The following is a 24,712-nucleotide window of genomic DNA, read 5'->3' as shown; positions in this document are numbered from 1 at the left end:
ACAATATAAAAATGCGGTTGTATCTCGTTTGTTGAAGCGATGGATTTCATAAATTTGCGGCCCGTGAATGAAAAATTGTCACTTGTTTCTGAACGTGTGTATACGATAGGTCTGGACTGCTCATTCTATAATTCTTCCTGTCAGACAATCCATGCGTGGCATCGCATCGGTTGTCTTTTTGTGTTGAACACCAATGTATGTATTTCAAAAGCACGTAGACATTCCGTCTCTTGAAATTCAATATGTCCATTTAGTAGAATGATTGAGCACATACGCTTGGATAGATAAGGTTACGCTATAATGGGGGTGTTTGGATGAAACGCATCTTACTTGTAGAAGATGACGAAAATTTTGTATTCGGGATAGAGTATACCTTGACGAATGAAGGTTATGAGGTCGTTCATGCCGGAAGCCTGAAGGAAGCCAGAGCTGCGCTCGCACAGACGGAAGTGGATATTATTCTGCTGGACATTAATTTGCCTGATGGAACAGGATATGAATTGTGCAGGGATATTCGCATGGATTCTCAGGTTCCTATTATTTTTCTGACTGCACTGGACGAAGAAACCAACGTGGTCGCGGGACTCGATCTGGGTGCAGACGATTACATGACCAAGCCGATCCGCACCAAGGAATTGCTTTCCAGAATCAAAGCGGTTTTGCGGCGTCATCCTCACCCTGAACAGAAGTCGAATATATGGAGGTCCGGTGAATTTGAAGTTCGGGTCCTTGAAGGGGCCGTTCTCAAAAATAAAAAGGAAGTTTTGCTGACCAGCATGGAGTTTCGGCTGCTCCTGATGCTGATGTCCAACCCAAAGCAAATCTGCAGCAGAACCTCAATCCTTGAAAAATTATGGGATGTCTCCGGCGAATTCATTGACGACAATACGTTGTCGGTGCACATTCGAAGACTTAGGGAAAAAGTGGAGCAGACTCCCGCTGCACCTCAATATATTGTTACGATTCGCGGCGTTGGATACAAATGGAATGCTGAAACGACAGGAGTATACAGCTGATGCATGAAGTGATCCGTAATCCGGAATGGAAGTCTGTCGCCGCCAAGTTGATCATATTGCAGCTTTTTTTGGCATTATGCGTATATCTTCTGATGAACGTTCAGCTTCAAAAAATCAATGATGCCATTGTTCATCAACAGGCAGCCTTCGTTGGACAAGTCCTGAGCAAGGAGCCCCAGCTGGAACCACAGCTCATTCATCATGTTACTCAGGGTGCGAATGAAAAGGACATTGCACTGGGTAAACGGATATTGTCCCAATACGGGTATACGGAACAGATGACGATTCAAGATCAGCCTGCACTCTCTGGCACAAGATTGCCTGTGAATGCTGCAGTGATCTGTTTTCTGTTTGGTATCCCTGTATTGTTGCTTTTATTTTGGGAGTACCGCAAACTTTTTTGCAAAATTCGCAATGTTGCGTTTGCAGCAGAGCAGGTCGTTGAAGGTCGCTTTGATACTTCCTTACCGGAAAGCATGGAGGGGGATCTCAGTGCGCTTGGCCACAGCTTCAATCTGATGGCAGGCAGACTGAGTCATAGTGTGGAGCAGCTTAAACAGGAGAAAACATTTCTAAGCCATCTGCTCACGGATATATCGCATCAACTCAAAACACCTTTGGCATCCCTGCTTATTTTTAATGAAAACATGCTGGATAATTCCGAAATGAAATTGGAGACAAGAAAAATTTTTCTGGAGCGAAGCAGGCAACAGATTGAGCGCATGGAGTGGCTGATCATCAGCTTGTTGAAGCTGGCAAGGGTGGAAGCGGGTGCAATTGTTTTTCACAAGCAAAAGGTCAGACCAAAAGACATTGTCGAGTCAACGGCGTTATCTTTGCATGCCTTGGCAGAACAAAAGGAACAGACCATTCTCATTCGGGGCGGGGAAGAGATGTTCCTGCACGCGGATGAAGAATGGTTAACCGAGGCCATCATCAATCTGACCAAAAATGCGCTTGAACACTCCCCGGTGTCGGGCAAGGTGTATATTACACTGGAAGAGGATTCATTGTTTGATTCAATCGTCATTCGGGATGAAGGGGAAGGCATCAAACCGGAGGAGATACCCAATGTATTCACCAGATTTTACCGAGGGAGGAGCAACGCCAAGCCGCATAGTACAGGAGTCGGTCTATCCCTGACCAAATCAATTATTGAAGGTCTGGGAGGCACCATCTCGGTATCGAGTGAACCCGGGAAGGGTTCCGAATTCAGAATTACATTCATTAAAACTGTGCATGAAGAGGAAGCTTACTAAAACGTAAGCTTCCTCTTCACTTTAACGTAAGCTTCCGTGCCTATAATAACTAATATAAGTTACAGCAAACATTCACAACTCTAAAGGAGGCACATGTCTTGGAAATTTTAAAGACCCATGATTTATGCAAAACATACGGAAGCAACGATGCAAGGGTCGAAGCATTGAAGAATATCAACTTAACGGTTGAACGGGGGGAATTTGTCGCCATTGTTGGTGCCAGTGGTTCGGGGAAAAGTTCTTTACTGCACCTGCTTGGTGGTGTGGATCGCCCAACTGGTGGTCAAGTGATCATTGATAACACAGATTTGTATTCTCTTGGTGAGAAAGATCTGGCTATATTCAGAAGACGCAAAATTGGATTTATTTTTCAGGCCTATAACCTGATTCCGGTATTGAGTGCTGAAGAAAACATCAAGCTGCCGATGCTGCTCGACAACAAAAAAACGGACGAAAGCTACGCAGACGAATTAATGAACGTACTCGGTCTGAGTGACAGAAAACTTCATCTGCCAAACCAGTTGTCTGGCGGGCAGCAGCAACGTACAGCTATTGGTCGAGCCTTGATTAACAAACCATCCATCATTCTGGCTGATGAACCTACAGGTAATCTGGACAGCAAAAACAGTAAAGAGATCGTCGATTTGCTCACCTTCTCAGTCCGGAAATATAATCAAACGCTGATCATGATTACGCACGATTCCAATGTCGCCCAAAGAGCCGATCGAATCGTAAACATTAAAGATGGAGTTCTGATGCAGCAATCCGGGGGCAAGCACGATGCATAAGTATACGAGACTTACGGAGAAATATCTGCTCGGTCAGAAAAAACGTTCCATACTTACCATTGTCGGAATCATTTTATCGGTAACGCTTCTCACCGCTGTCGGAACACTCGCCATTAGTTATCAGGACAAGCTGATACGACAGACAACACAGGAATACGGGGATTATGAGGTTTCATTCAAGGGAGTTCCTGGGAAGGACGTTTCCCGTATTATCAACCACGCTGTTATAGGCAGTGCAGGCGTCCTTCACCGCGTCGGTTATGCAGCGATTAGTTCTACAAGTGAAAAAGAGAAAAAGGAAAATCCGTTTTCTGCGCCTTATCGCTATTTAAATGTCAAAGGATACGATTCAGAGGCGATGAATAAGCTGCAGATTCAGCTGGAGAGCGGCCGTTTGCCTCAAAAAGATAATGAAATTATATTGTCATCCTGGAGTCTGGAGTATTTTGCTTCCAAGCCGACAATCGGCGACAACATCACGCTGAACCTCGGTGATCGGCTTGTGGCTTCCACTGGAAAGGTGAAGAGTGCTAATACAATCGGTGATTACGGTTGGGATCTGGATGAGAAGTTCCAGCCACGAACCAAACAGAAGTATACCGTTGTAGGGATTATGAAGCCTGCCAAAAATGTGACATGGTCGTCAACCTTTATCTATTCAGCCATTACGTATGACGATCATCAAAAGACAGATCCGTCCAAAACGTATTTTATCTATGCCACCATGAAATCAATGGACAACATTCGCGAGAAGAGTGAGGCCATTCTTTCATCCCTGGCTTGGGGAAAAGTTGATCAGGGTGCTGCCCAGGCATTGAATCGGGAAGCGGTCAGCAAGAATGCAAGCATCGAATTTAATAATGAGTTGCTGAAGCTGTATGGAAAGAGTACCTATAAAAATGTTAACCAAAGCTCGCTTCTCGCATTTTCAGCAATTGTTCTCATTATTATGGGATGCACGAGCGCAGTCATATATAATACGTTCCATATTTCGGTGCTGGAGCGCATATCACAATTCGGGATGCTTCGGTGTATTGGTGCAACACCAGATCAGATTCGCAAGATCGTATTGAAGGAAGCAGCCATTCTTAGTTTAGTTGCGATTCCCATCGGTTTATTTACAGGAACGATTCTCATGAAAGTGTTGTTTTATAATATCAGCCTGCTGACGTTAGGCTTCTTGAACGATATGCATATGATTGTTTCACTACCCGTTATGGTTGCTGCAGCGGGGTTAGGATTATTGACTGTTTATGTGTCAGCCCTTGGACCCGCCAAGATGGCTTCCAGCGTTTCACCACTTGAAGCCCTGAAAGCCTCGGGTAGTACGGTAATAGAACCGGGTAGCTTCAAGCGCCAATCTTATATGAGCAGCCGATGGCTGGGTTTCGAAGGACGCTTCGCCAGCAGAAATATACGGCGTAACAAAAAAAGATTTCGGATCACGGCATTCTCCATGATCATTAGCATCGTGTTGTATATCGTATTCAGTGGGCTGGCGAGTTATCTGGAGACAACATCCGCATCCGGCATTGATTACTCCTATTCGCTGGAGTATGAGGGGGCGTCCAAACGCATCCCGAACGCTGTGTACACCAATATGACCACACTTGATGCGGTTGACCAAGCCTATACATTTTATAATCATCAGGTTCAGGCGATCATTCCAAAAGAAAAGGTGAACCCTGAGTATTACAAGGATCGGAAGGGGATGTACACGGTTGAAAAGGAGAACGGATATCGGACAGACAACAACTATCTGGTGTCTTACGGCATTAACGGACTTCATGAACTTCGAACTAAATTGACTTCGGGAAGCATTAATGTAAGCCAAATGAACGATGAAAATGGTGTCATCGTAATCCAAAAAATCAGCATGACAACAGAACAAGGAAAGCGTATGATCATTGATCAAACCCGCTTCAAGGTAGGGGACCGGATTCCAGTACGATCTCTGGAAGGAGATCGGGAATACAAGATGCTTACCGTTGTGGGAATAGCAGATAAAGAGCCGCTCTCCAAGGGATATGGGGAAAGTGCAGTTCTTGAATGGATAACGACACCCCAGGTGATAGAGAACATCACTGGTGATAATTCCTATGGCAGAATATTAATTCAGGCTAATCCGGAGGCAGACAACAAGCCCATTACCAGTTATCTCAAAAGCCTTGTCCAGAAGGATGCAGCCTATAGTTATCGTGATCGGGTAGAAGAAATGAAACAAGACCAAAACGACGCCAAGACCTTGGATATATTCCTGTATGGCTTTATCGGTGTAATAGTCGCGATTGCCTTTCTGAACATTTTAAATACCGTCAGCACCAATCTTATTCTTAGAACAAAAGAATTTGCCGTATTGAAGGCAATTGGTATGACTCAAAGGGAGATTGGTAAGATGGTTCTCCTGGAAGGAGTGTTTTACGGTGTCTTCGCAGCAGTTTATGGAAGCCTCCTGGGAACAGGTTTGAGCTATGGGGTGGCCTATCTGATGAGAAATGCTGTACAGCTGGAATGGGTCATACCCTGGAGCAGCATCGGCATGGCCAGCTTGGGTGCCATCGCCGCCACGCTGATGGCGTCCTACTGGCCATTGAGACGACTAGGCCGTGTTAAAATTACTGACGGGTTACGCGGGGAAAACTAGACCTTGTTGAAAACCTGTCTGCTAGAGCATGTCATTGGCGATCATTCACTGGGCGGTGCTTCAAAAAAAATAACCCCGGTGAAAGTCGCTAATGTCACAGCGTCTCTGATCAGGATTATCCAATATACAACAGGTTTACGTCTTACGTCTGTTAACGTCTTCGGAACGCTCCACCTCGCGCCAGAGCATAGAAAATCAAGAGAGCAATGACCGACCCGACGATCGCGGGTATGATATGAAATCCACCCACTACCGGCCCCCTCGGTCCCAACAGTTCATACCCTAACCATGATCCAATAAAGCCAGCAATGATATTTCCAAGCACGCCTCCCGGCACGTCCCGCCCAATCAGATTGCCGCTTAACCAGCCAATAAGCCCACCGACAATGAGTATCCAGATTAGATACAAGAATTGGTCTCCCTTCCATTGGTTTATTACAAGTTATGTTTCGTCAGGCGGAATGTTGCGGATCATCTGAGAATCAACCATGAAATCATTTCCATTTTAATCCAAGGGTAGTAAAATCGGTTGTACCACCACTCGTATGAATGCTGGTGCAGATGCAGATTGGGATTGGAGTTGGCCGGTATAGAAAGGAGGAGCTCGAATGTTCATATTTCGAAGGCCTTTTAGTTTAGCCTTGTTGATGATGTTTCTGATGTCAGGCTTGGCGGCTTGTTCCGAGTCAGAACAATCGGAAGATAAGGGTGCTGCAATGACAGAGGCTGACTCAACGGAGCTTGTGCAGAGCCTCAGTATGGATCCGGAAGAACCGGCATGGAAGCTGGATACCACACCCGTGAATCTAACGTGGTTCGTTGGAGCCGAATGGTACGGACACACTTGGGGTGAAAGCCTGACTTCCGAATATGTCACCCAAAAAACAGGGGTCAATATCGAATTTGAAGTATCAACTGGTGAACCAAGCGAGATGTTATCACGGATGTTGACGACCGGTATTCTGCCGGATTTAATAACCATCGGCTCCTGGGAAAGTGCGGTTAACAAGCTTCGGGAGAGCAATCTCATCTATCCTCTGGAGGAGCTAGCCAAGCAGTATGATCCGTACTTTTACAAGGTAGCAGGTGATGGTGCTCTACAATGGTATCGGCAGGAAGATGGCCATACCTATGTCATTCCCAATGATGCGTACAGTCCCGAACAGATGCGTGCAACCGGTTTGACGGGAGCGAACCAAACCTTTCTCGTACGTAAAGATCTGTATGAGGCGATGGGCAAACCGGACCTTAGCACGCCGAAAGGTTTTCTAAATGCACTGCAATTGCTGAAGAATCAATATCCTGTTTATAAAGGCCAACTGATCAGTCCGTTTTGGGCACAGGGGAATGCATCCTACGGGATGACCGAATATTTGCAAAATCTGCTCGCGATCCCCCATGAACAGAACGGTAAAGTATACGACCGAATGACAGATCCCGATTATATTCAGTGGCTGAAAACCTTCCGTACCGCTTACGAGCGGGGCCTGATTAATGTTGATTTCCTGGTGGACTCCAGCGCACAGGTGCAGGAAAAAACCAACTATGCCCAATATTTTATGATGATTCGGGAATGGACAGACATAGCAGACCCCAATTCGAAGCTGGCAGCCCGTACGAATCAGAGTTCATACTATATTGCAGTAGATGGACCTCGGAACAGCAGGGGAGAATCCGCCAAACTGTTCCCCGGCAGCATGGATGGCTGGATGGTTACGATGATTAGCAAATCCACCAAGCATCCTGAACGAGCCATCCGCTTCTTGACCTATCTGGCCAGCGAAGAAGGCCAAAGGGATGTATTTCTCGGCAAAGAAGGCGAAACATGGGCGATGGTGAATGGGAAACCGCAGTTGAAGGCGGAAATGGTCCAGTTGCTTGACACGAATAGGGAGCGGTTGGAAAAGGAATACGGCATCATGGATACTTACTGGATGCTGCGAAACCCTGCCTTCGTTAACCAGTGGAGACCGGAGAAGGCGCCATCCGTTAAGCAAATGGAGGATTTCGCCAACAAACAGGCGGATATGGACAGCGGGATCTACAAGGGAATTGATCCTGTAGGAGATTCCGATATAGCCTTATCCTGGTTGCGTATTTCTCAGAATTGGGAAGAGGTGCTGCCTGAACTGATTACGGCCAAAGATGAAGCTGCTTTTGATAAAATTTTCGAAAATTTCTTAACCCGCCGTGTGAATTACGGTTTTAATCAAGTGATGGAATACCGTCAGACAGAGCTGGAGGCGCGAAAAGCCAAGATGGCTGAATAACCATTCCCTGACATCCTCGCTCTCTATCAGATAACAGGTAATATATGGTATAACAAAGGTGGTGAATACATCAGAATGAAATACCTACTAACGAGATTGAGGAAGCTTTATCGCAATGCCCGTATTTCCCAAAAGCTGTTTCTGGCATTTAGCCTGATGATTGCCATACCTGTTATTTTGGTATCCTTTTTATATATTCGGATGCAGGAAACCCAGCTATACAAGGACGCTATGGCAGCAGGCAACAGTCACGTTTCATGGTTAAACGAACAATTGCGCAGTAGAATGGATATCATTGAGAACGCTTCCAACACTGCGCTCACTCAAAAGTCATTTGTGGATTTTATTCATTCCAATATGCTTGTGGATGGACTGCGACTGGTGAAATTTAAGCAAAACCAATTTGAGCAAATGCAAAACATCATTCAAAGCAATGCGATGATTAGTGAGCTCAGCTTTTACGTGGATAACCCAAACTTGTATGAAATCTGGCCTGAAATCTATCATTATCAGAAATTTTGGCCGCAGGATTACTGGACAAAGCTTCGGGATGAAGGTGGTGCGGCTTACCGCTTATTTTCTTTTAAGAATGGTGAACATACACTATCCTACTACCGGCTGGTTCGCCTTCAGGGTCAGGAGAAAAAACGACCTAGTATTATGGAAATTCGCGTCCCGCATCGTATGTTTTTCAGTGATCTGCTCCAGGAGAGCAAGGGAAACTTTTTTTCTGTTTTGATGAACGAAAGCGATCCTCCCCAATATGTGTATAATCCCCAGCATGAGTTTTCTCGACAAGCCGGAGAAGGACTGAACGATATCCTTGGCGGTATTCATCGTCAGTTGGATGTACTGCCACAGGAGAATCCCGTTAAGATTAAGTTAGGAGATCAGAGCTACTATGCCCTATATCGCTACATCGCTCCGCTAAACACGTATGTGGTCGATATCGCCTCTCATCAGGCATTGATGAAGGGGCCACGAAGCTGGTACGCATTTGTGGTATCGATTACATTATGTGTATTGCTGCTCATCATGCTGATCGTATCACATACAACTCGGCGAATTTTCCGTCGGCTGGACAGCGTACTGGCTTCAATGCGTCAAGTACGAAAAGGGCAATTGGATGCAATGATTGATACCGGCCTTGATGAGAACGAAAGAGGGGATGAGATCGATGAGGTGGCTGTGAGCTACAACAAAATGTTGCATGAGGTCAGACATTTGATGACGCAGGTCGTGGACAAACAATTGATCGCCAAAAACGCACAGCTGCATTCCCTGCATTCGCAAATCAACTCTCATTTTTTATATAACGCACTGGAATCTATTCGAATGCTCGCGGAGGTTCAACGGCAACCCGCTATTGCGAATTCATTGGTATCGTTAGGTTCGCAACTTCGCTACAGCATGCAGTGGCGGAGCGATACCGTTGCCCTTCGTGAGGAACTTGCCAACATTCAAAGCTACATTCAATTTATTAATTTGATGGAAGGCGGCAGCATCATGTTGACGGCAGATCTCCCGCAGGAGGTGCTCCGCTATGCGATTCCTAAAATGTGCTTGCAGCCCATCGTGGAAAATGCAGTGCATCACGCTGCACCGTCAGGCGGGAGTGTGTGTATCCAGATCACCGTTTCAGTGCAGAATGACCGATTGCTCATTAACATACAAGATGATGGAGAGGGCGTAGACCCGGAGAGGTTAGTTCGACTGCAAGCGGCACTGCGAGGAGACTCGGATTCGCCGATGGTTACCAGCAAGAATGGACTCGGTTTGGAAAATGTGAATAAACGGCTGCAGCTTCATTATGGCGAGGACTGCGGTCTTTGGATTGATAGTGTTCAAGGCGCTTATACCTGTGTAACGATACGTTTACCTTGGGAAAATGTAAATCTTGGAGGGTGGTAGGAGTGATCAATATTCTGGTTGTGGACGACCAAAAGCACATACGTGACGGTCTGCAGGCGATGCTGCATCAATTTCCTCTGGAGCTGAACAACATTTACTGTGCCGCAAGCGGGATGGAGGCGCTAATTCTTTTGCGCAAACATAACATTCATATCGTTCTTACTGACATTAGGATGCCGGACATGGACGGGCTGGCACTGATGGCACAGACCAAAGAGGAGCGTATTGAGGTGGAATACCTCATTATTAGCGGTTATAGTGATTTTACATATGCCCAAAAAGCCATCGAATTTGGGGCAAAGGGATACTTGTTAAAGCCTCTGAAGCGAGAGGATCTGCAAACTTCACTGGAGCATGTATGGCAAGAAATCCAGACACGGCAGGCCCTTACGCACAATATGCAGCATGTCTCCCGTCTCGCACGAGAGACAGATCGTAAAGGGCTACAAATGTTTATGCAGGGTGCGTTAAACGATGAAGCCTGGATTCTCCAAATTCAGGAACAAACTCCTGCGCTGTGGCATCATTATCGCTTATGCTTGCTGCGGGAGAAATGCTGGATTAACCAGCCGGGGGCGAGCAGTGTCCATAGCATGGAAGCTATTGCTTATGGTGTGTTTGGTAGACAAGGTTGTATTTGTCTGCAGCACAGCCCGTACCTAATTCTTGCAGTGAATGCAGCGATAGATCCGGATGCTTTGCCAGCGGCGCTCAAGGAAGGAATGATCGACGCGATAACCGTTATGACTGACCCGCAGCAAGGATTAAAAACGCTGCCTGGCAGCTATGCACAATTGCTTGAGCTATACCGTCATAGTTACCTGTTTCCGGATCTATGTATCATTCTGCCAGCACATATTGAGCATATGGAGCAGCAGTGGCAACTTCCCTATGAAGAGCTGTATGATCTGTTCCAGTCTGTGGGGACCGACAACAGTGGTAGAATAGCTCAGGGCATTTCCGCAATATTTCACAAAAATGTGCTGCAGCGCTATCATATTCGCTACACCCAGCAGCTCTGCGGCGCAACAGTGCAGATGATGGAGGAGTATGAACAAGTTATTCGCCCCTACATGGGGGAAGAAGCGCTGGATCTTGAATCTTTGCGTAATCTCTTTGATTATCCTGGGATGCGGGATTATATTCAAGCGCTGCAACAGCAACTGCTTCGGCTGAATCAGTTCTATTTTGAATATAAGTGCAGCTATCGCAATTCGCAGGAGTTAAATGAAGCCATCCGTTTTATACACGAAAGCTATCATAAGCCGCTGGATCTCGCGATGGTATCCAATCATGTGTCGCTTAATTACGCTTATTTCTCAAATCTGTTCAAGAAGAATATTGGCAAAGGTTTTGCCGAATACCTGCGAGATGTACGTTTGGATAAAGCGCGGCGACTCCTAGCCGAAACCGATCATAAGATTGTTGAAGTTGCTGCTATGGTTGGTTATGAAAACTATAAAAGCTTTACGCGGGCGTTCCGCCTTGCGATGCATATCCAACCCACAGAGTATCGACAAATGATGCGCCAAAAGGGAGAACGTGAAGTGCAATACCACAGTACCTATCTATAAATTGAATCAAAACCCAAAAAAATGGGATACAACAAAAATAATTGTACCTTTCAGCGGATTATGCCATTCGATAGAATAAAGATATTCCCCGATGTAAGCGATTACCTTTATGCGCATAGATTGGGAGAAACTATGATCCTATCAAAGGAGGGCAATTATGAAACCATCTCACTTTACGGAGAAACGGGTTATGAAAAAGGTACTTGGCTTGTTCCTAGCGGTTGTGATGCTGGCTAGTGTTGGCGTGCTGCCAGCATCGAAAGTTCAAGCAGCTGGAACGACCGTTACCTCAATGGAGTACTTCTCACCGGCAGATGGACCTGTTATTTCAAAATCCGGCGTTGGCAAAGCCAGCTACGGATTTGTTATGCCTAAGTTCAATGGGGGGTCCGCTACCTGGAATGATGTTTACAGTGACGTGGGTGTTAATGTGAAAGTGGGTAACAACTGGGTTGATATTGATCAAGCCGGAGGTTATATCTATAACCAGAACTGGGGGCACTGGAGCGATGGCGGTTTCAATGGTTATTGGTTCACCCTTTCCGCAACAACCGAAATTCAACTGTACTCCAAAGCGAATGGCGTCAAGCTTGAATATCAACTTGTATTCCAAAACATTAACAAAACAACCATCACAGCGATGAATCCAACACAAGGCCCGCAAATTACAGCAAGTTTCACAGGCGGTGCAGGCTTTACATATCCAACGTTCAACAATGATTCTGCGGTAACGTATGAAGCCGTAGCAGATGATTTGAAGGTGTATGTAAAACCTGTAAACAGCAGCACATGGATTGATATTGACAATAATGCAGCCAGCGGCTGGATTTATGATCACAACTTCGGCCAATTTACCGACGGTGGAGGAGGCTACTGGTTTAACGTAACGGAATCGATCAACGTCAAATTGGAATCAAAGACTTCCTCAGCTAACCTTGTTTATACAATTACCTTTAATGAACCTACTAGAAATTCATATGTCATTACGCCATACGAAGGAACAACCTTCACGGCAGATGCGAATGGTTCCATTGGACTTCCGCTTCCCAAAATTGATGGGGGTGCGCCTATCGCCAAAGAACTTGGTAATTTCGTATACCAGATTAACATCAATGGCCAATGGGTGGATTTGAGTAACTCCAGTCAGAGCAAATTTGCATACTCCGCTAATGGCTACAACAATATGTCGGATGCCAACCAGTGGGGATACTGGGCCGATTATATCTATGGTCTTTGGTTCCAGCCAATCCAAGAGAACATGCAGATTCGTATCGGCTATCCGCTGAACGGACAGGCGGGTGGAAATATTGGCAACAACTTCGTCAACTATACTTTTATCGGCAATCCAAATGCTCCGCGTCCAGATGTATCCGATCAAGAGGATATCGCGATCGGAACACCAACCGACCCGGCAATCGCGGGCATGAACCTCATCTGGCAGGATGAGTTTAACGGAACTGCACTGGATACAAGTAAATGGAACTATGAAACAGGATATTATCTCAATAACGATCCCGCTACTTGGGGATGGGGAAATGCAGAACTGCAGCACTACACAAACAGCACTCAAAATATTTATGTACAGGACGGAAAGCTGAATATCAAAGCCATGAACGACAGTAAATCTTTTCCGCAAGACCCGAATCGGTATGCACAGTATTCTTCAGGAAAGATTAACACCAAGGATAAACTGTCCTTGAAGTACGGCAGAGTCGATTTTCGTGCCAAACTTCCTACAGGTGATGGTGTATGGCCAGCACTGTGGATGCTTCCACAAGATTCTGTATACGGCACTTGGGCTGCATCAGGTGAAATTGATGTTATGGAAGCGAGAGGCCGTCTGCCTGGATCAGTAAGCGGTACCATACACTTTGGTGGTCAATGGCCCGGGAACCAGTATTCGGGCGGAGATTATCACTTCCCGGAAGGGCAAACTTTTGCCAATGATTATCATGTATACTCGGTAGTCTGGGAAGAGGATAACATTAAATGGTATGTCGACGGCAAGTTTTTCTATAAAGTGACTAACGAGCAGTGGTATTCCGCAGCTGCACCGAATAATCCGAATGCACCATTTGATGAGCCGTTCTATCTCATTATGAATTTGGCAATCGGTGGAAACTTTGACGGCGGTCGTACTCCGAACGCGTCCGATATCCCGGCAACCATGCAAGTGGATTATGTACGTGTGTATAAAGAACAGTAAGAAAACAGCTGTTTTGGGGTCGTGTCTAGGCGACTCACCATAGTTTTCGGTGATGAGCAAGATGAACGGAGAGAAAATACAGGGAAGACCAACAACAAAAATGTTGTTGGTCTTTCTTGTTTGAGCAGGTAGCCGGTTAGTCTCAAGCGAAAACTCTCTTCTCTACAATAATGAGGCATCCTTCGTCCAATTGTTGAACGAAGCATGCTGCTTGGAGTCTTTATATCAAGCCTATTTATTTTGTAATTTCATGAAATTGCTCTTAATGACGGGAAGCTGCTTGCGCTGGTACCACAGAAGCTTCTTCACGAACTGTGGCTTGAGCTGCCGGACGAGTTACCACAGAAGCTTCTTCACGAACTGCCGGACGTGTTACTACAGGAGATTCTTTAGGAACTGCCTCTTGAGCTGCTGGACGAGTTACCACAGAAGCTTCTTTACGAACTACCTCTTGAGCCGATGGACGCGTTACTGCAGGAACTTCTTCCCGAGCTACTACTTGGTCATCCGAACGTGGTACCACAGAAACTTCATCACGAGGTGTCGTTTGAGCTGCTGGGCGTGATACTACAGAAGCTTCATCACGGACTGCGGCTTGAGCAGAAGGACGTGTTACTGTAGGAGCATCTTCGCGGCCATCCGTTTGCTGCGATGGGCGCGTTACTGCAGAAACTTCTTCACTCGCAACCACCCTCGGAGTATTGCTCGAAGCCCAAGCGGTTGTCACTGTACTAATTGCAGCAACGACGAATAGCGTCGATATCGCTACAACAAAGGTTTTCTTATTCACATTCTTTACGTTAAGCATAAAAGTTAATCTCCTTTTTAGTTGTTTACCGTCCCCGGATAAAGAGGAGCAAAATTGTATAGGTAGATTCCTTGATCCTGCCACTACGTTCAGGATGGTTTCCCCATAGCGTTTACGATCCGCAAGGGTCATTCCCTTTACAACTTCTTCATCGCAGGACAGTTCACTCCACGTATGAATATCTTTGGAAAGCATATGAACCAAGGGATTGAACCAATGCAATGCACGGGCTACTAATATGAGCGCCTTGATCCATAAGTCTTTCCTTTTCAGGTGTATCAGTTCATGATGGAACACCATACTTATATCCACGTTTGCAGAATTCTTCAGAGGCAGATAAATAGTAGGTTTCCTCAGCCCAATTAGAAAAGGACTGCGAATCATAGCGCTGTAAGCGAGCCGAACCTCGCTCTTAAGACCCAGATTCTCCTTGATTACAAGGAGCAGCATAGCAATTTCGCTGGTCATCGGAACACTGGTTCGCGTAAGTTTTAATGTCTTGATAAACCTGTGGTAACAATATGTTTGCCATGCTGCAAAAGCTATAGCCCCGATTACCCATAAGCATATAAAAACGAGAGCTACGTTTGCTGAAATGGTCTGTACCTGAATGGCTGGAGTCGGATTAAATGATCCAGGTATCACATGTTGAGCATTTATAGGTAACTCGTTTACTGTATTACTGGATGGGAACAATGAAAACATCCAATTAAAGGCCAGAAAAATGGGCAATAGATACAAACCTAAAGCCATTTTCCCAATTCCAAAACGCCATTTTGCAGGGAAGACTTGAAAGGGAACGAGGCGCAATAACAGAATGAAAGCAACAACGACACTTCCGGCAACAGTCAGCGTAGACAGTAATACAAGAATGGTATTCATAGATTACACTTACTTTTCTGAAAACCATTGTCTCAGCTCTGCAATGTCTTGATCTGAGAGCTTGTCGCCATCATACAAAGCTGAAATCAAATTTTTTACAGAGCCTTGATATAATCCATCCAGAACTTGTTGTGCCTCCAATAGCTTGTAGTCTTCGGGTGAAATACGGGGCACATATTTGTTGGTCCGTCCATCCCTTGTAGCTGTAAGGGCCCCTTTGTCTACCAGCCGAGAGAGAAAGGTAGAGATCGTTTGCGCCTTCCAAGCTTTACCCCTTTGGGAAAACATGGTCAGCAGTTCGGTGGAGGTGACAGGTGGCTCACACTCCCAGATCACTTCCATCAGTTCCATTTCAGTATCCGATAATTTTTGCAGATGGTTCACGGTGAACACTCCTTAACTTCGTTATGCGTCCATATCGAAGGTTATTACTACACTACGTAGTACATACAAGTTACTACAACGTGTAGTAGGTAGTCAAGTGTTGCATGGATATTGCAAAAACAGAGTCAGGTCTGTACTGCTATAAGCTTAATCTTTGATTAATTTTAATGCAGCGACGAATGTCTGGAGTATATACTTAGTCTTAAATCCTGAAATCACTATTGGGAAGGAACCACATGAATCTGTTTCATATACGAGCCACACTGCAAGAGATCGATTGGACGGAGTCGTTTCTGGAGAATAACTTTATCGGCATTGGTTGGCCTGCGACAGGAGATTTGGAGCACGAGCCTGCAGAAGAATGGACAGAGCAATTAGTTCAACACTACAGGATAGGAAAGACGGAGCTTCGTGATGTCCTGGATACGCTCCATACTTTTGTCTACGTGATGCAGGATGGGGACTATGTCTTGATAAACGATGATGAATGGGCATATGTAGGGGATTTGGGCGATTATTTTTACGATGATTCCAACGGAACCGGAGAGGAATACATATGCCATCGACGGGGAGTTACCTGGCTGGGGCGCATTCCCTTAGCAGAGTTAAATGATAAAGTACTTGCACTTGTGAGTCATTACTCAATCATTGCGAAATTCGAACACTCAATTACGCAGGCTCAACTGGAGCCCTGGGTTTCGATCACCTCTGTAGCTACTGAAGGAGATAATCATTCCTCAGTTAGAGTAGATGAAGCTACTATTCAAGAAGCACTCAATGTTCTAAAAAAGGCATTGCATAGCGAAGAAGAGGGCCTGCGAATCCGCGCAGCGGCGGCAATTTTACAATACGCCAAATCCTAGGGGCTTTCTCACTTTGGTTCTTTTAATATCGGCTTCCTAGTTAGGGATAAGAGGTGGGACAAAGGACATATGTATATGAGTTGAATAATAGTTAGTATTGACCAGACGCCAAATGGTGTCATAATATTTAAGCGACACACATGGTTTTGAATGAAATTAACTGCTTTTTCTTGGCAATCATATGTAAAAGAAGAATCATTTTAGAAATGCAACAATATGACTAGCATGATGAAGGATGGTCCCTGATGACAACTAATAAAACAAATCCCAAGGTGGATGGATATTTAAACAAAGCAAAGAAGTGGAAGGAAGAATCAGAGAAGCTAAGAGAGATCGTTCTTTCCTGCGACCTGACTGAAGACTTTAAGTGGATGCATCCTTGTTACACGTTGGAGAATAAGAACATCGTTATCATTCATGGATTTAAGGAATATTGTGCGCTTCTTTTCCATAAAGGAGCCTTGTTAAAAGATAAGCAAGGTATTCTAATCCAACAAACAGAAAATGTACAAGCTGCTCGCCAAATCCGGTTCACTAATCTTCAACAAATCGTTGACATGGAAGCTATCCTGAAAGAGTATATTCTTGAAGCCATTGAGGTTGAAAAGGCCGGATTGAAAGTGGAACTCAAAAAGAATATAGAGTATGCTGTTCCAGAAGAGTTTCAAACTAAACTGGATGAAAATCCTGCGTTGAAAACCGCATTTGAAGCATTGACGCCTGGACGTCAACGGGCATACCTTTTTTATTTTTCCCAACCGAAGCAATCCAAAACCCGTGTGTCCAGGGTGGAGAAATGTACGCAGCAAATTCTGGATGGAAAAGGGTTGAATGATTAAACCTTTAATGTACAGGAAACAGCCTGTTTTGTTTTGAAATTAATTTATATGCATCGAAGCACCTGCCTTAGTGGGTGTTTTTTTGTTTTTTCATTTGTCGAATATGAAATCATCTTGTCAAATGTACTATAGCATGGTATCGTTGATAACGATTATCAATATCATTTGAAAAAGGTGGGTTTATTTTGCTGAAACGAAGAAACTCGATATGGCTTTTGTCTGCTCTCTTTATATTACTTGTACTAAGTGCATGCGGTCAGGCCGCAACGAAAAGCAATACAACGGAGACCACCACAACCGAAGCCGCGGACACGGAATCATCAACTGACTCCACTTCTGCTTCTGACGCCGATACAACAACAGGTGCCGAAGGAGAGACTGTTACATATCAATCGGATGCAGGTGAAGTGGAAGTACCTGCAAATCCGAAGCGGATTGTCGATCTGACCGCATTTTCAACAGGGTACTTTGTTGCACTCGATGCTCCAGTCGTCGGTGCAACGTCAGGTGCAATAAACAACAAGTACATTAAGGACCAACTCAAAAGTCAGGGGACAACAGATCTGGGAGAGCAGCCAACAGCGGAGCAGCTGATCAGCCTAAAGCCTGATCTGATCATCGCATACACAGGTACAGAGGGTCTCGACAAGTTGTCGCAGATTGCACCAGTGGTACAGTTACAATATGGTAAGCGCAATTTCAAGGATCTCATGTTGGAGATGGGCAAGCTGACCAATAGAGAAGCCGAAGCAAAAGACTGGATCACACAATGGGAAGCGAAGATCAATGGGTTGAAGCCAAAAGTGCTTGCCGCTGTAGGAGATCGTACAGTCTCCATTTTGAATCCATACGCCAAAGGATTATTTGTATTTGGTCATAATTACGGTCGTGGTGGTGAAATACTCTATGACGAATTTGGTCTCAAGGCACCAAAAAGGGCTCAGACAGAGGCAATTGATAGTGGCACAGGCTGGGCTTCAATCTCGATGGAAGTGTTACCGGAATATGCAGGCGACATCATCTTCACTAGCCCGTGGTCAGGAGATACAACCGATCCGAAGATTGTTTACGATAATACGGTGTGGAAAAACCTAACTGCGGTCAAAGAGGGCCATGTGTTCCAGCTTGATCCGACCTCTGATACATACAACGACCCTGTATCGCTTGAAGGTCAGCTGAAGTTTATATCAGACAGCCTGCTTTCGGTGAAGTAGTCTTTGAGTAATATATATTTTTTCAACCCTTTGGCGAATCTGGACCAAAGGGTTTTTCAATTTCATTTTCATGATAATATGAGATGAAGTATGCGAAATAAATCTTGGTTAGGAGAAGATAATATGGACGTTTTTGCAGAATATCTAGCACGAATTGATAACCTGGGACATCGGGACCGTACGGAAGAAGTTTTAGAATGGATTATCAAGAAGTACCCAAATTTAGTACCTAAAATAGCGTGGAATCAGCCCATGTTTACCGATCATGGCACATTTATTATTGGATTTAGTGTATCCAAACATCATTTGGCTGTGGCGCCTGAGAAGGCAGGGATTAATCATTTTTCCGATGAAATTGTGAAGGCCGGCTATGAGCACACCAAGGAGTTGGTGCGTATCCGGTGGGATGGACCGGTTGATTTTTCATTACTGGAACGAATGATTGATTTCAACATTACGGAAAAAGCAGACTGTTCAACCTTTTGGCGGAAATAGGCATGATCGATAGCCTACAACAAAAGACCTCGCTCTCACTTACGTCGGTGAGCGGGGTCTTTGTAATGGGTTATTCAGCAATTGGTTTGGACATTGCACCAAAATAATCTATGACTACGCTGCGAAACGCGATAGCTGCTTTCGAGATATATCTGTTTTTATGCGACAATAAAGCAATTTCCCTCACTAGGTTCTGATCCTCGATCCGGAGATATACAATTCGTTCCTGCGGGTTTCTTGCTGTATTGGGTATAAAGGCAATCCCGATCTCCGCCTCCACAAGTGCAGTTAATCTTGCAGGCTCATCTCCTTCATAAACATACTTCGGTACGAATCCGACGGATTGACATTTGGAGTCCACCAGATCACGAATACCATATCCTTTTTTCACCCCCACAAACCACTCATCCTTAAGCTCTTCTAATGTGATGCTGCTTCGATCCGCATATTGATGACCGAGAGGCACGGCAACTACAATTGGGTCCTGGAACAGCATCTGACATTCGATATCATCTCCCTGGATTGGAGGGGAAGACAGACAAAAATCAATTTCGCCTCGGTGGAGAAGCGTGCACATGTCTTCCAACGTAACCATTTGTACATGAAACTGAACATTCGGCTTATTTTTTCGGAATTCCCGCAGGATTCCTGGTAATGTGCTTGCTGTAGTCACTGCCAATTGAAGTGTACCGTGATCCGGGTTGGAGAGATCAGCCATTTCCTGTTTTCCCTGTTCCAATTCGAATAAGGCTTTTTCGGTCCGTCGAAGGAATGTTCTTCCGAATTCGTTTAACCGCAGTTTTCTGCCCAATCGATCAAATAACGGTGCACCCAAGTCATCCTCCAAACGTTGTATCGTCTTGCTCAGTGAGGATTGAGTGACATGCAGCTTACCCGCAGCTTCTGTAACATGTTCACATCGGGCTAACGTCAGAAAATAGCGTAGCTGAAGAAGTTCCATTTCGCACCACTCTCTTATTCCTTTTAGTTCATCAAATCATAACATAAAATGCGTTGGAATAAATAAAGGGATTCCATTAAGATGACAACAGAAGAAGGAGGGATATACATAATGAACGCTCGAAATATATGGTTAATGATATCTGTGGGCTTGGGAATCATGCTGAATCCGCTCAATTCCTCCATGATATCTATAGCAATTGCAAGACTACAACAGGAGTTTATACTTGATGTTACGACCGTGTCATGGATTATTTTTTCCTTTTACATTGCAAGTGCTGTGGCTCAACCGGTCATGGGCAAGTGCAGTGATCTGTTCGGCCGCCGAAAGATATTCCTTATCGGTCTGGTTGTTGTCTTTGGTTCCTCCATGTTAGCTCCGTTATCTCCAGACTTTTCTTGGCTTATCGTATTCCGGATCATTCAATCTGTTGGCACAAGCATGATGGTAGCCGTCGGAATGGCGATTGTAAGAATCCACGTTACTGAGAAACAGGCTGCTGCCCTGTCTATCCTTGCGATGTTCCTGTCTGGTGCAGCCGCGGTAGGCCCTTTTATTGGCGGTGTATTGATTCATTGGTGGGACTGGCAAAGTATTTTTCTAGTGAATATTCCATTGGTAATCGCAAGCTTTATATTCGCCTGGAAAACCATTCCCAAAGAAGCGACCCTCAAATCCAACTATGGCGACATGTCCATCAGAAAATGGTTCCTGCTGATTGATGCGCCCGGCATACTTTTGTTCACCGTCGCATTGGTGACTCTGCTAATGAGCGTGCTTTCCGTTAAATCAATCGGACATCTTTTAACTTGGCACCTTATGGCAGGAGGGATCGGATTGCTTGCATTAGCAAGTTTTATCCGACATGAATTGAAAACAGCGTCCCCCTTTATTCCGCTGAGGGTATTTGCCAAATATCCCGAAATGACCTGGGTGAATGTACAATTTATGCTGGTTAACACTCTGTTTTACGCTCTGTTTTTTGGTGTGCCATCTTATTTACAGCAGGTACGCCATCTGAACGAAGTTCATACAGGACTATTGATGCTAACCCTTGGTTTATGTTCACTCATCAGTTCTCCTCTCGCCGGACGCTGGATTGACAAATCAGGTACGCGGCCAGCTTTGATCGTTTCAGCGGTGTTAATGACGTGCGGGTCCATCTTGATTGTGGCATTGGATAAAGACTCACCAGTGGTGAATGTCATTTTGCCCTTAGCTGTATTTGGTATAAGTAATGGGCTCAACAGTGTTGGTATGCAGGCGGCTTTGTTTAAAAGCACACCCAAAGATATGATCGGTGTCGCATCAGGTATTTTTAATACATCGAGATATCTGGGGACCATTTTGTCATCGTTGTTGATTGGAATTGTCATGGGAGACACATTCAGTTTTATAGGATTTCAAACGCTTGGAATCATCCTGACAGTATTAGCTGCATCTTTAATCATCATGACCTTACGACGCCAGAAATCATCCGCAACGCAGACGTTATAGTGCCGAATCTCATAATTCATATCATTACGTAGTCATATATTGCTTTCGAAATTGAAGCGGAGACAACCCGATATACCGTTTGAAACAGGATGAGAAGTATGGAGCATAACGAAAGCCCACTTCTTCTGCAATGCGATCAATCAACCAGTCTGTAGTAACCAGTAATCGCTTTGCACGTTCTAAACGAAGTTCATTTAAATATTCAATTGGTGTTTTACCATACTTCATCTTCATGCAGCGGATAACATAGTTGGGATGAAAATGGAGAGCTGCTGCCAACGTTTCATTCGTGACCTTTGTCTTATAATTCTGTTGAATATATATTGCTGCTTGTTCTGCTAATCGTGTCTGCACGGAATCCATAACCCGCAAGCTGCCTTCTTCCAGTATGGAAAGCAATTCACCTAGCAAGCGCTGCTCCTGCCAAAAGGAGCTATCCATTTCTAGTGTCAATAATTGCTCCAGAAGATTGAAAGCCGCTTGTGGATTGGCTAATTTCGAATGTTTAGGAAGCCTTAACGTATAAGGATTGCCAAACGGTCTGGAGGAATCTTGCAACTCCGGTTCATAATCAGAAGAGGTCAGCAAGCTTTCATATCTTTCAACATGCTCGAAATGCAGCCAGTAAAATACCGTTTTCTGTGAACACGGCCTGACCGAATAGTGTTCTCCTTCTGGCAGCAGGATTAGTGAGTCTCCTTTTACCAAAGTCCATTGCTGATCATTCTCTCCAATATATAATTCTCCCTTGACCACAATCAGTACATCGTAGATACCAAGCTTTTTCCGGTTCGGATGTTGATCTCCGATTTCATATTCAGAACGTCCTGCTCCTAGATAATAGGGGAGTTGGGGGACGTTAAGCTCTATGATTCCATCTCCATTCAAAACAGATAACCCTCCCTATTAGTGTTAAATTTTATAGAAAAAAGTTCAATTCAATTCTATTTTCCCATGTAATCACAGCTTATAATTGAAAACCACAAGAGTCAATTTTATAGGAGGAATTCCATAATGCGAAAAGCCAAAGTAGCCATTCAAGACACCTTCTGGAAAGAATACTCCGAATTAGTCCGTCAGACTGTCATTCCTTATCAATGGGAAGCGCTAAATGACCGAATCGAAGGCGCGGAGCCGAGCTATGCCATCCGTAATTTCCGAATTGCAGCTGGCTTGGAGAAAGGTGAATTCGGGGGATGGGTATTTCAGGATAGTGATCTCTACAAATGGTTGGAAGCGGTTGCTTATTCGATCGGTAACCATCCTGATCCCAAGCTGGAGAGCATCGCTGATGAAGTGATTGATCTGATTGGTCAAGCTCAACATGAAAATGGATATGTAAATACCTACTTCACCATTAAAGAGCCTGGAAGACAATGGACCAATCTGTATGAAGCTCACGAGCTATATTGTGCTGGACATATGATAGAGGCAGCAGTTGCATATTATCATGCGACAGGGAAACGCATTTTTCTCGACATCGCATGTCGGTTCGCTGATCTCATTGATAGCTTGTTTGGAACCGAGCAAGGTAAAATTCAGGCGTATTGTGGGCACCAGGAAATTGAATTAGCTCTGGTTAAACTATACAACGTTACAGGAGAACAACGTTATTTGAATCTGAGCAGTTATTTCATTAATGAGCGCGGTAACAAGCCAAGTTATTTCGTGGAAGAGTGGGAACGCCGGGGAAGGAAAAATATTTGGTCACAGGGGACTCCCAATCTTGAGGTATATCAGTCTCATCTGCCAGTGAGAGAACAAACGGTCGCTGTGGGTCACTCTGTTCGTGCAGTCTATATGTACACCGCCATGGCCGATTTGGCACGCCTCACGAATGATTCAAGTTTGCGAGAAGCCTGTGAGCGGCTCTGGATCAATACAACGCGCAAGCAAATGTATATTACCGGCGGCATAGGTGCAACACATCTGGGGGAAGCATTTACGTTTGACTATGATCTGCCTAACGATACGGTTTATGCAGAGACCTGTGCTTCCATTGGACTAATTTTCTGGGCACGTCGGATGCTGCAATTGGAAGCCAAAAGTGACTATGCTGACGTCATGGAAAGAGCACTATACAATAATGTACTTGGCAGCATGTCCAAAGATGGACAACATTTCTTCTATGTAAATCCACTAGAGGTATACCCGGACGCAAGTGAAAAAAATCCAGACAAACATCATGTGAAGCCCGTACGGCAGAAATGGTTTGGTTGTTCATGCTGTCCGCCTAATGTGGCACGTTTATTGAGTTCACTTCATGATTATATTTATGACATATCTAATGACGGAAAAACGGTGTATGTGCACTTGTTTATCGGTAGCGAGCTTCAATGGGTGACAGGAGACGGTCTGCAAGTAACAGTACATCAACGATCTGAATTACCCTGGTATGGAAAGGTGGAGTTCTCGATTTCTTTGGCTGGTAATGATGCTAAAGCTGCTCCATTTGAGATTGCAGTCCGCATTCCTCAGTGGTTTCAAAGTCAGGATCCAATATTAAAGATCAACGGAGAACCTCAACATTATCGTAAGCATAATGGTTATGCAAAAATGGAACGTGCTTGGTCCGATGGTGATACAGTAGAGTGGATATTGCCACTAGAGACCCAATTGATCGCTGCTCATCCTCTGATCCGGCCAGATGCTGGGAAAGCTGCCATCCAACGCGGCCCACTCGTTTATTGCCTGGAGCAAGTGGATAATGGATCTTCACTGTCTTCACTCTCATTCGCAGAGGAGCCAGAGTTGAGAGAACACGAAACGCCTGAACTGCTTGGTGGCTGCATTACTGTAGAAGTTGATGGGCTACTTGTGGATGAATCCGTGTGGTTGGATAATCAACCTTACCAGCCGTTAAACAAAAACGTCAAACCAGTACAACTCACAGCAATCCCTTATTATTTATGGGGCAATCGACAAGCCGGAGAAATGAATGTTTGGCTTCGTACCTGATTCTATAATTCGTTTGTGACACCTTTCATTGAAAATCGGTAAAGAGACACAATTACTAAAAGTCGCCTAAATGGCGACTTTTTGCTTTATGGTCATGCTCGTTTAATACAAACAGCTTCTTTTTTTAAACGAAATTTAAGATA

General features: G+C 44.8%; 19 protein-coding genes. 14 read left to right on the top strand and 5 right to left on the bottom strand.

What is annotated here, in order from left to right; all coding sequences use genetic code 11:
• Positions 1–314 precede the first annotated feature (314 nt).
• The 4 genes from HW560_RS23245 (at position 315) to HW560_RS23230 (ending at position 5,707) form a co-directional block, all read left to right on the top strand.
• Positions 315–1,016 (top strand): response regulator transcription factor, encoded by a 702-nt coding sequence (locus HW560_RS23245; RefSeq protein WP_090897885.1) that lies wholly within the window; start codon positions 315–317, stop codon positions 1,014–1,016.
• Complete coding sequence (locus tag HW560_RS23240) at positions 1,016–2,275, top strand: HAMP domain-containing sensor histidine kinase (protein WP_179264870.1); 1,260 nt, start codon at positions 1,016–1,018, stop codon at positions 2,273–2,275. Before HW560_RS23245 ends, HW560_RS23240 begins: the two co-directional genes overlap by 1 nt.
• A 98-nt stretch (positions 2,276–2,373) precedes the next feature.
• Positions 2,374–3,063, top strand: a complete 690-nt coding sequence (locus HW560_RS23235) for an ABC transporter ATP-binding protein (RefSeq protein WP_090897891.1) — start codon at positions 2,374–2,376, stop codon at positions 3,061–3,063.
• On the top strand, positions 3,056–5,707 hold the full coding sequence (locus HW560_RS23230) for an ABC transporter permease (RefSeq protein ID WP_090897894.1): 2,652 nt from the start codon (positions 3,056–3,058) through the stop codon (positions 5,705–5,707). The genes HW560_RS23235 and HW560_RS23230 overlap by 8 nt, the downstream gene beginning before the upstream one ends.
• A 151-nt stretch (positions 5,708–5,858) precedes the next feature.
• Here HW560_RS23230 and HW560_RS23225 read toward each other — a convergent pair whose 3' ends face one another.
• Positions 5,859–6,116 carry a GlsB/YeaQ/YmgE family stress response membrane protein gene (locus tag HW560_RS23225; protein WP_090897897.1) on the bottom strand — a complete coding sequence of 86 codons (258 nt, stop codon included), beginning with the start codon at positions 6,114–6,116 and terminating at the stop codon, positions 5,859–5,861.
• Positions 6,117–6,315: 199 nt separating this feature from the next.
• Here HW560_RS23225 and HW560_RS23220 point away from each other — a divergent pair, with 199 nt between their 5' ends.
• The 4 genes from HW560_RS23220 (at position 6,316) to HW560_RS23205 (ending at position 13,668) form a co-directional block, all read left to right on the top strand.
• Positions 6,316–7,977 carry an extracellular solute-binding protein gene (locus HW560_RS23220; protein ID WP_179264869.1) on the top strand — a complete coding sequence of 554 codons (1,662 nt, stop codon included), beginning with the start codon at positions 6,316–6,318 and terminating at the stop codon, positions 7,975–7,977.
• A 75-nt stretch (positions 7,978–8,052) separates the two neighbouring features.
• Entirely contained in the window at positions 8,053–9,888 is a 1,836-nt protein-coding gene (locus HW560_RS23215) for a sensor histidine kinase (RefSeq protein ID WP_179264868.1), read from the top strand.
• Between the two features lie 2 nt (positions 9,889–9,890).
• Positions 9,891–11,462, top strand: coding sequence for a response regulator (locus HW560_RS23210; RefSeq protein ID WP_179264867.1), 1,572 nt, complete (start codon positions 9,891–9,893; stop codon positions 11,460–11,462).
• Positions 11,463–11,619: 157 nt separating this feature from the next.
• Entirely contained in the window at positions 11,620–13,668 is a 2,049-nt protein-coding gene (locus HW560_RS23205; protein ID WP_257031415.1) for a glycoside hydrolase family 16 protein, read from the top strand.
• 262 nt (positions 13,669–13,930) lie between these two features.
• Here the strand turns inward: HW560_RS23205 and HW560_RS23200 are convergent, their stop codons facing one another.
• Positions 13,931–15,358, bottom strand: coding sequence for a M56 family metallopeptidase (locus HW560_RS23200; RefSeq protein WP_179264866.1), 1,428 nt, complete (start codon positions 15,356–15,358; stop codon positions 13,931–13,933).
• A 9-nt stretch (positions 15,359–15,367) separates the two neighbouring features.
• The gene (locus tag HW560_RS23195; RefSeq protein ID WP_090897911.1) at positions 15,368–15,742 is read right to left on the bottom strand and encodes a BlaI/MecI/CopY family transcriptional regulator; all 375 of its coding nucleotides are present in this window, start codon (positions 15,740–15,742) and stop codon (positions 15,368–15,370) included.
• 236 nt (positions 15,743–15,978) lie between these two features.
• Here HW560_RS23195 and HW560_RS23190 point away from each other — a divergent pair, with 236 nt between their 5' ends.
• The 4 genes from HW560_RS23190 to HW560_RS23175 all read left to right on the top strand — a co-directional run bounded on the left by HW560_RS23190 (position 15,979) and on the right by HW560_RS23175 (position 19,153).
• Positions 15,979–16,605 (top strand): hypothetical protein, encoded by a 627-nt coding sequence (locus tag HW560_RS23190; protein ID WP_179264865.1) that lies wholly within the window; start codon positions 15,979–15,981, stop codon positions 16,603–16,605.
• A 245-nt stretch (positions 16,606–16,850) separates the two neighbouring features.
• Entirely contained in the window at positions 16,851–17,444 is a 594-nt protein-coding gene (locus tag HW560_RS23185; RefSeq protein WP_179264864.1) for a YdeI/OmpD-associated family protein, read from the top strand.
• 185 nt (positions 17,445–17,629) lie between these two features.
• A complete protein-coding gene (locus tag HW560_RS23180) occupies positions 17,630–18,658 on the top strand; it encodes an ABC transporter substrate-binding protein (RefSeq protein WP_179264863.1) in 1,029 nt (342 codons plus the stop codon).
• A 123-nt stretch (positions 18,659–18,781) separates the two neighbouring features.
• Positions 18,782–19,153 carry an iron chaperone gene (locus HW560_RS23175; protein WP_063565000.1) on the top strand — a complete coding sequence of 124 codons (372 nt, stop codon included), beginning with the start codon at positions 18,782–18,784 and terminating at the stop codon, positions 19,151–19,153.
• Between the two features lie 70 nt (positions 19,154–19,223).
• Here HW560_RS23175 and HW560_RS23170 read toward each other — a convergent pair whose 3' ends face one another.
• A complete protein-coding gene (locus HW560_RS23170; RefSeq protein ID WP_179264862.1) occupies positions 19,224–20,114 on the bottom strand; it encodes a LysR family transcriptional regulator in 891 nt (296 codons plus the stop codon).
• 111 nt (positions 20,115–20,225) lie between these two features.
• On the opposite strand from HW560_RS23170, the gene HW560_RS23165 reads away from it, so the two are divergent.
• Positions 20,226–21,611 carry an MFS transporter gene (locus tag HW560_RS23165; protein WP_090897922.1) on the top strand — a complete coding sequence of 462 codons (1,386 nt, stop codon included), beginning with the start codon at positions 20,226–20,228 and terminating at the stop codon, positions 21,609–21,611.
• Between the two features lie 24 nt (positions 21,612–21,635).
• Here HW560_RS23165 and HW560_RS23160 read toward each other — a convergent pair whose 3' ends face one another.
• Positions 21,636–22,499 (bottom strand): helix-turn-helix domain-containing protein, encoded by an 864-nt coding sequence (locus HW560_RS23160; RefSeq protein ID WP_256222054.1) that lies wholly within the window; start codon positions 22,497–22,499, stop codon positions 21,636–21,638.
• A gap of 126 nt (positions 22,500–22,625) precedes the next feature.
• Between HW560_RS23160 and HW560_RS23155 the strand changes: the two genes are divergently transcribed.
• Positions 22,626–24,569, top strand: coding sequence for a glycoside hydrolase family 127 protein (locus HW560_RS23155; RefSeq protein WP_179264861.1), 1,944 nt, complete (start codon positions 22,626–22,628; stop codon positions 24,567–24,569).
• The last annotated feature ends 143 nt before the right edge of the window (positions 24,570–24,712 follow it).

Source organism: Paenibacillus sp. E222, assembly GCF_013401555.1.
Classification (GTDB): domain Bacteria; phylum Bacillota; class Bacilli; order Paenibacillales; family Paenibacillaceae; genus Paenibacillus.
The sequence above is the reverse complement of the archived record's forward strand: the minus strand, read 5'-3'. Positions and strand labels throughout refer to the sequence as shown.

Coding starts and splice junctions, on each gene's coding strand:
- HW560_RS23175 (WP_063565000.1), top strand. CDS start 18,782: ATGGACGTTTTTGCAGAATATCTAGCACGAATTGATAACCTGGGACAT.
- HW560_RS23185 (WP_179264864.1), top strand. CDS start 16,851: ATGACAACTAATAAAACAAATCCCAAGGTGGATGGATATTTAAACAAA.
- HW560_RS23165 (WP_090897922.1), top strand. CDS start 20,226: ATGAACGCTCGAAATATATGGTTAATGATATCTGTGGGCTTGGGAATC.
- HW560_RS23205 (WP_257031415.1), top strand. CDS start 11,620: ATGAAACCATCTCACTTTACGGAGAAACGGGTTATGAAAAAGGTACTT.
- HW560_RS23200 (WP_179264866.1), bottom strand. CDS start 15,358: ATGAATACCATTCTTGTATTACTGTCTACGCTGACTGTTGCCGGAAGT.
- HW560_RS23245 (WP_090897885.1), top strand. CDS start 315: ATGAAACGCATCTTACTTGTAGAAGATGACGAAAATTTTGTATTCGGG.
- HW560_RS23240 (WP_179264870.1), top strand. CDS start 1,016: ATGCATGAAGTGATCCGTAATCCGGAATGGAAGTCTGTCGCCGCCAAG.
- HW560_RS23215 (WP_179264868.1), top strand. CDS start 8,053: ATGAAATACCTACTAACGAGATTGAGGAAGCTTTATCGCAATGCCCGT.
- HW560_RS23220 (WP_179264869.1), top strand. CDS start 6,316: ATGTTCATATTTCGAAGGCCTTTTAGTTTAGCCTTGTTGATGATGTTT.
- HW560_RS23170 (WP_179264862.1), bottom strand. CDS start 20,114: ATGGAACTTCTTCAGCTACGCTATTTTCTGACGTTAGCCCGATGTGAA.
- HW560_RS23190 (WP_179264865.1), top strand. CDS start 15,979: ATGAATCTGTTTCATATACGAGCCACACTGCAAGAGATCGATTGGACG.
- HW560_RS23230 (WP_090897894.1), top strand. CDS start 3,056: ATGCATAAGTATACGAGACTTACGGAGAAATATCTGCTCGGTCAGAAA.
- HW560_RS23155 (WP_179264861.1), top strand. CDS start 22,626: ATGCGAAAAGCCAAAGTAGCCATTCAAGACACCTTCTGGAAAGAATAC.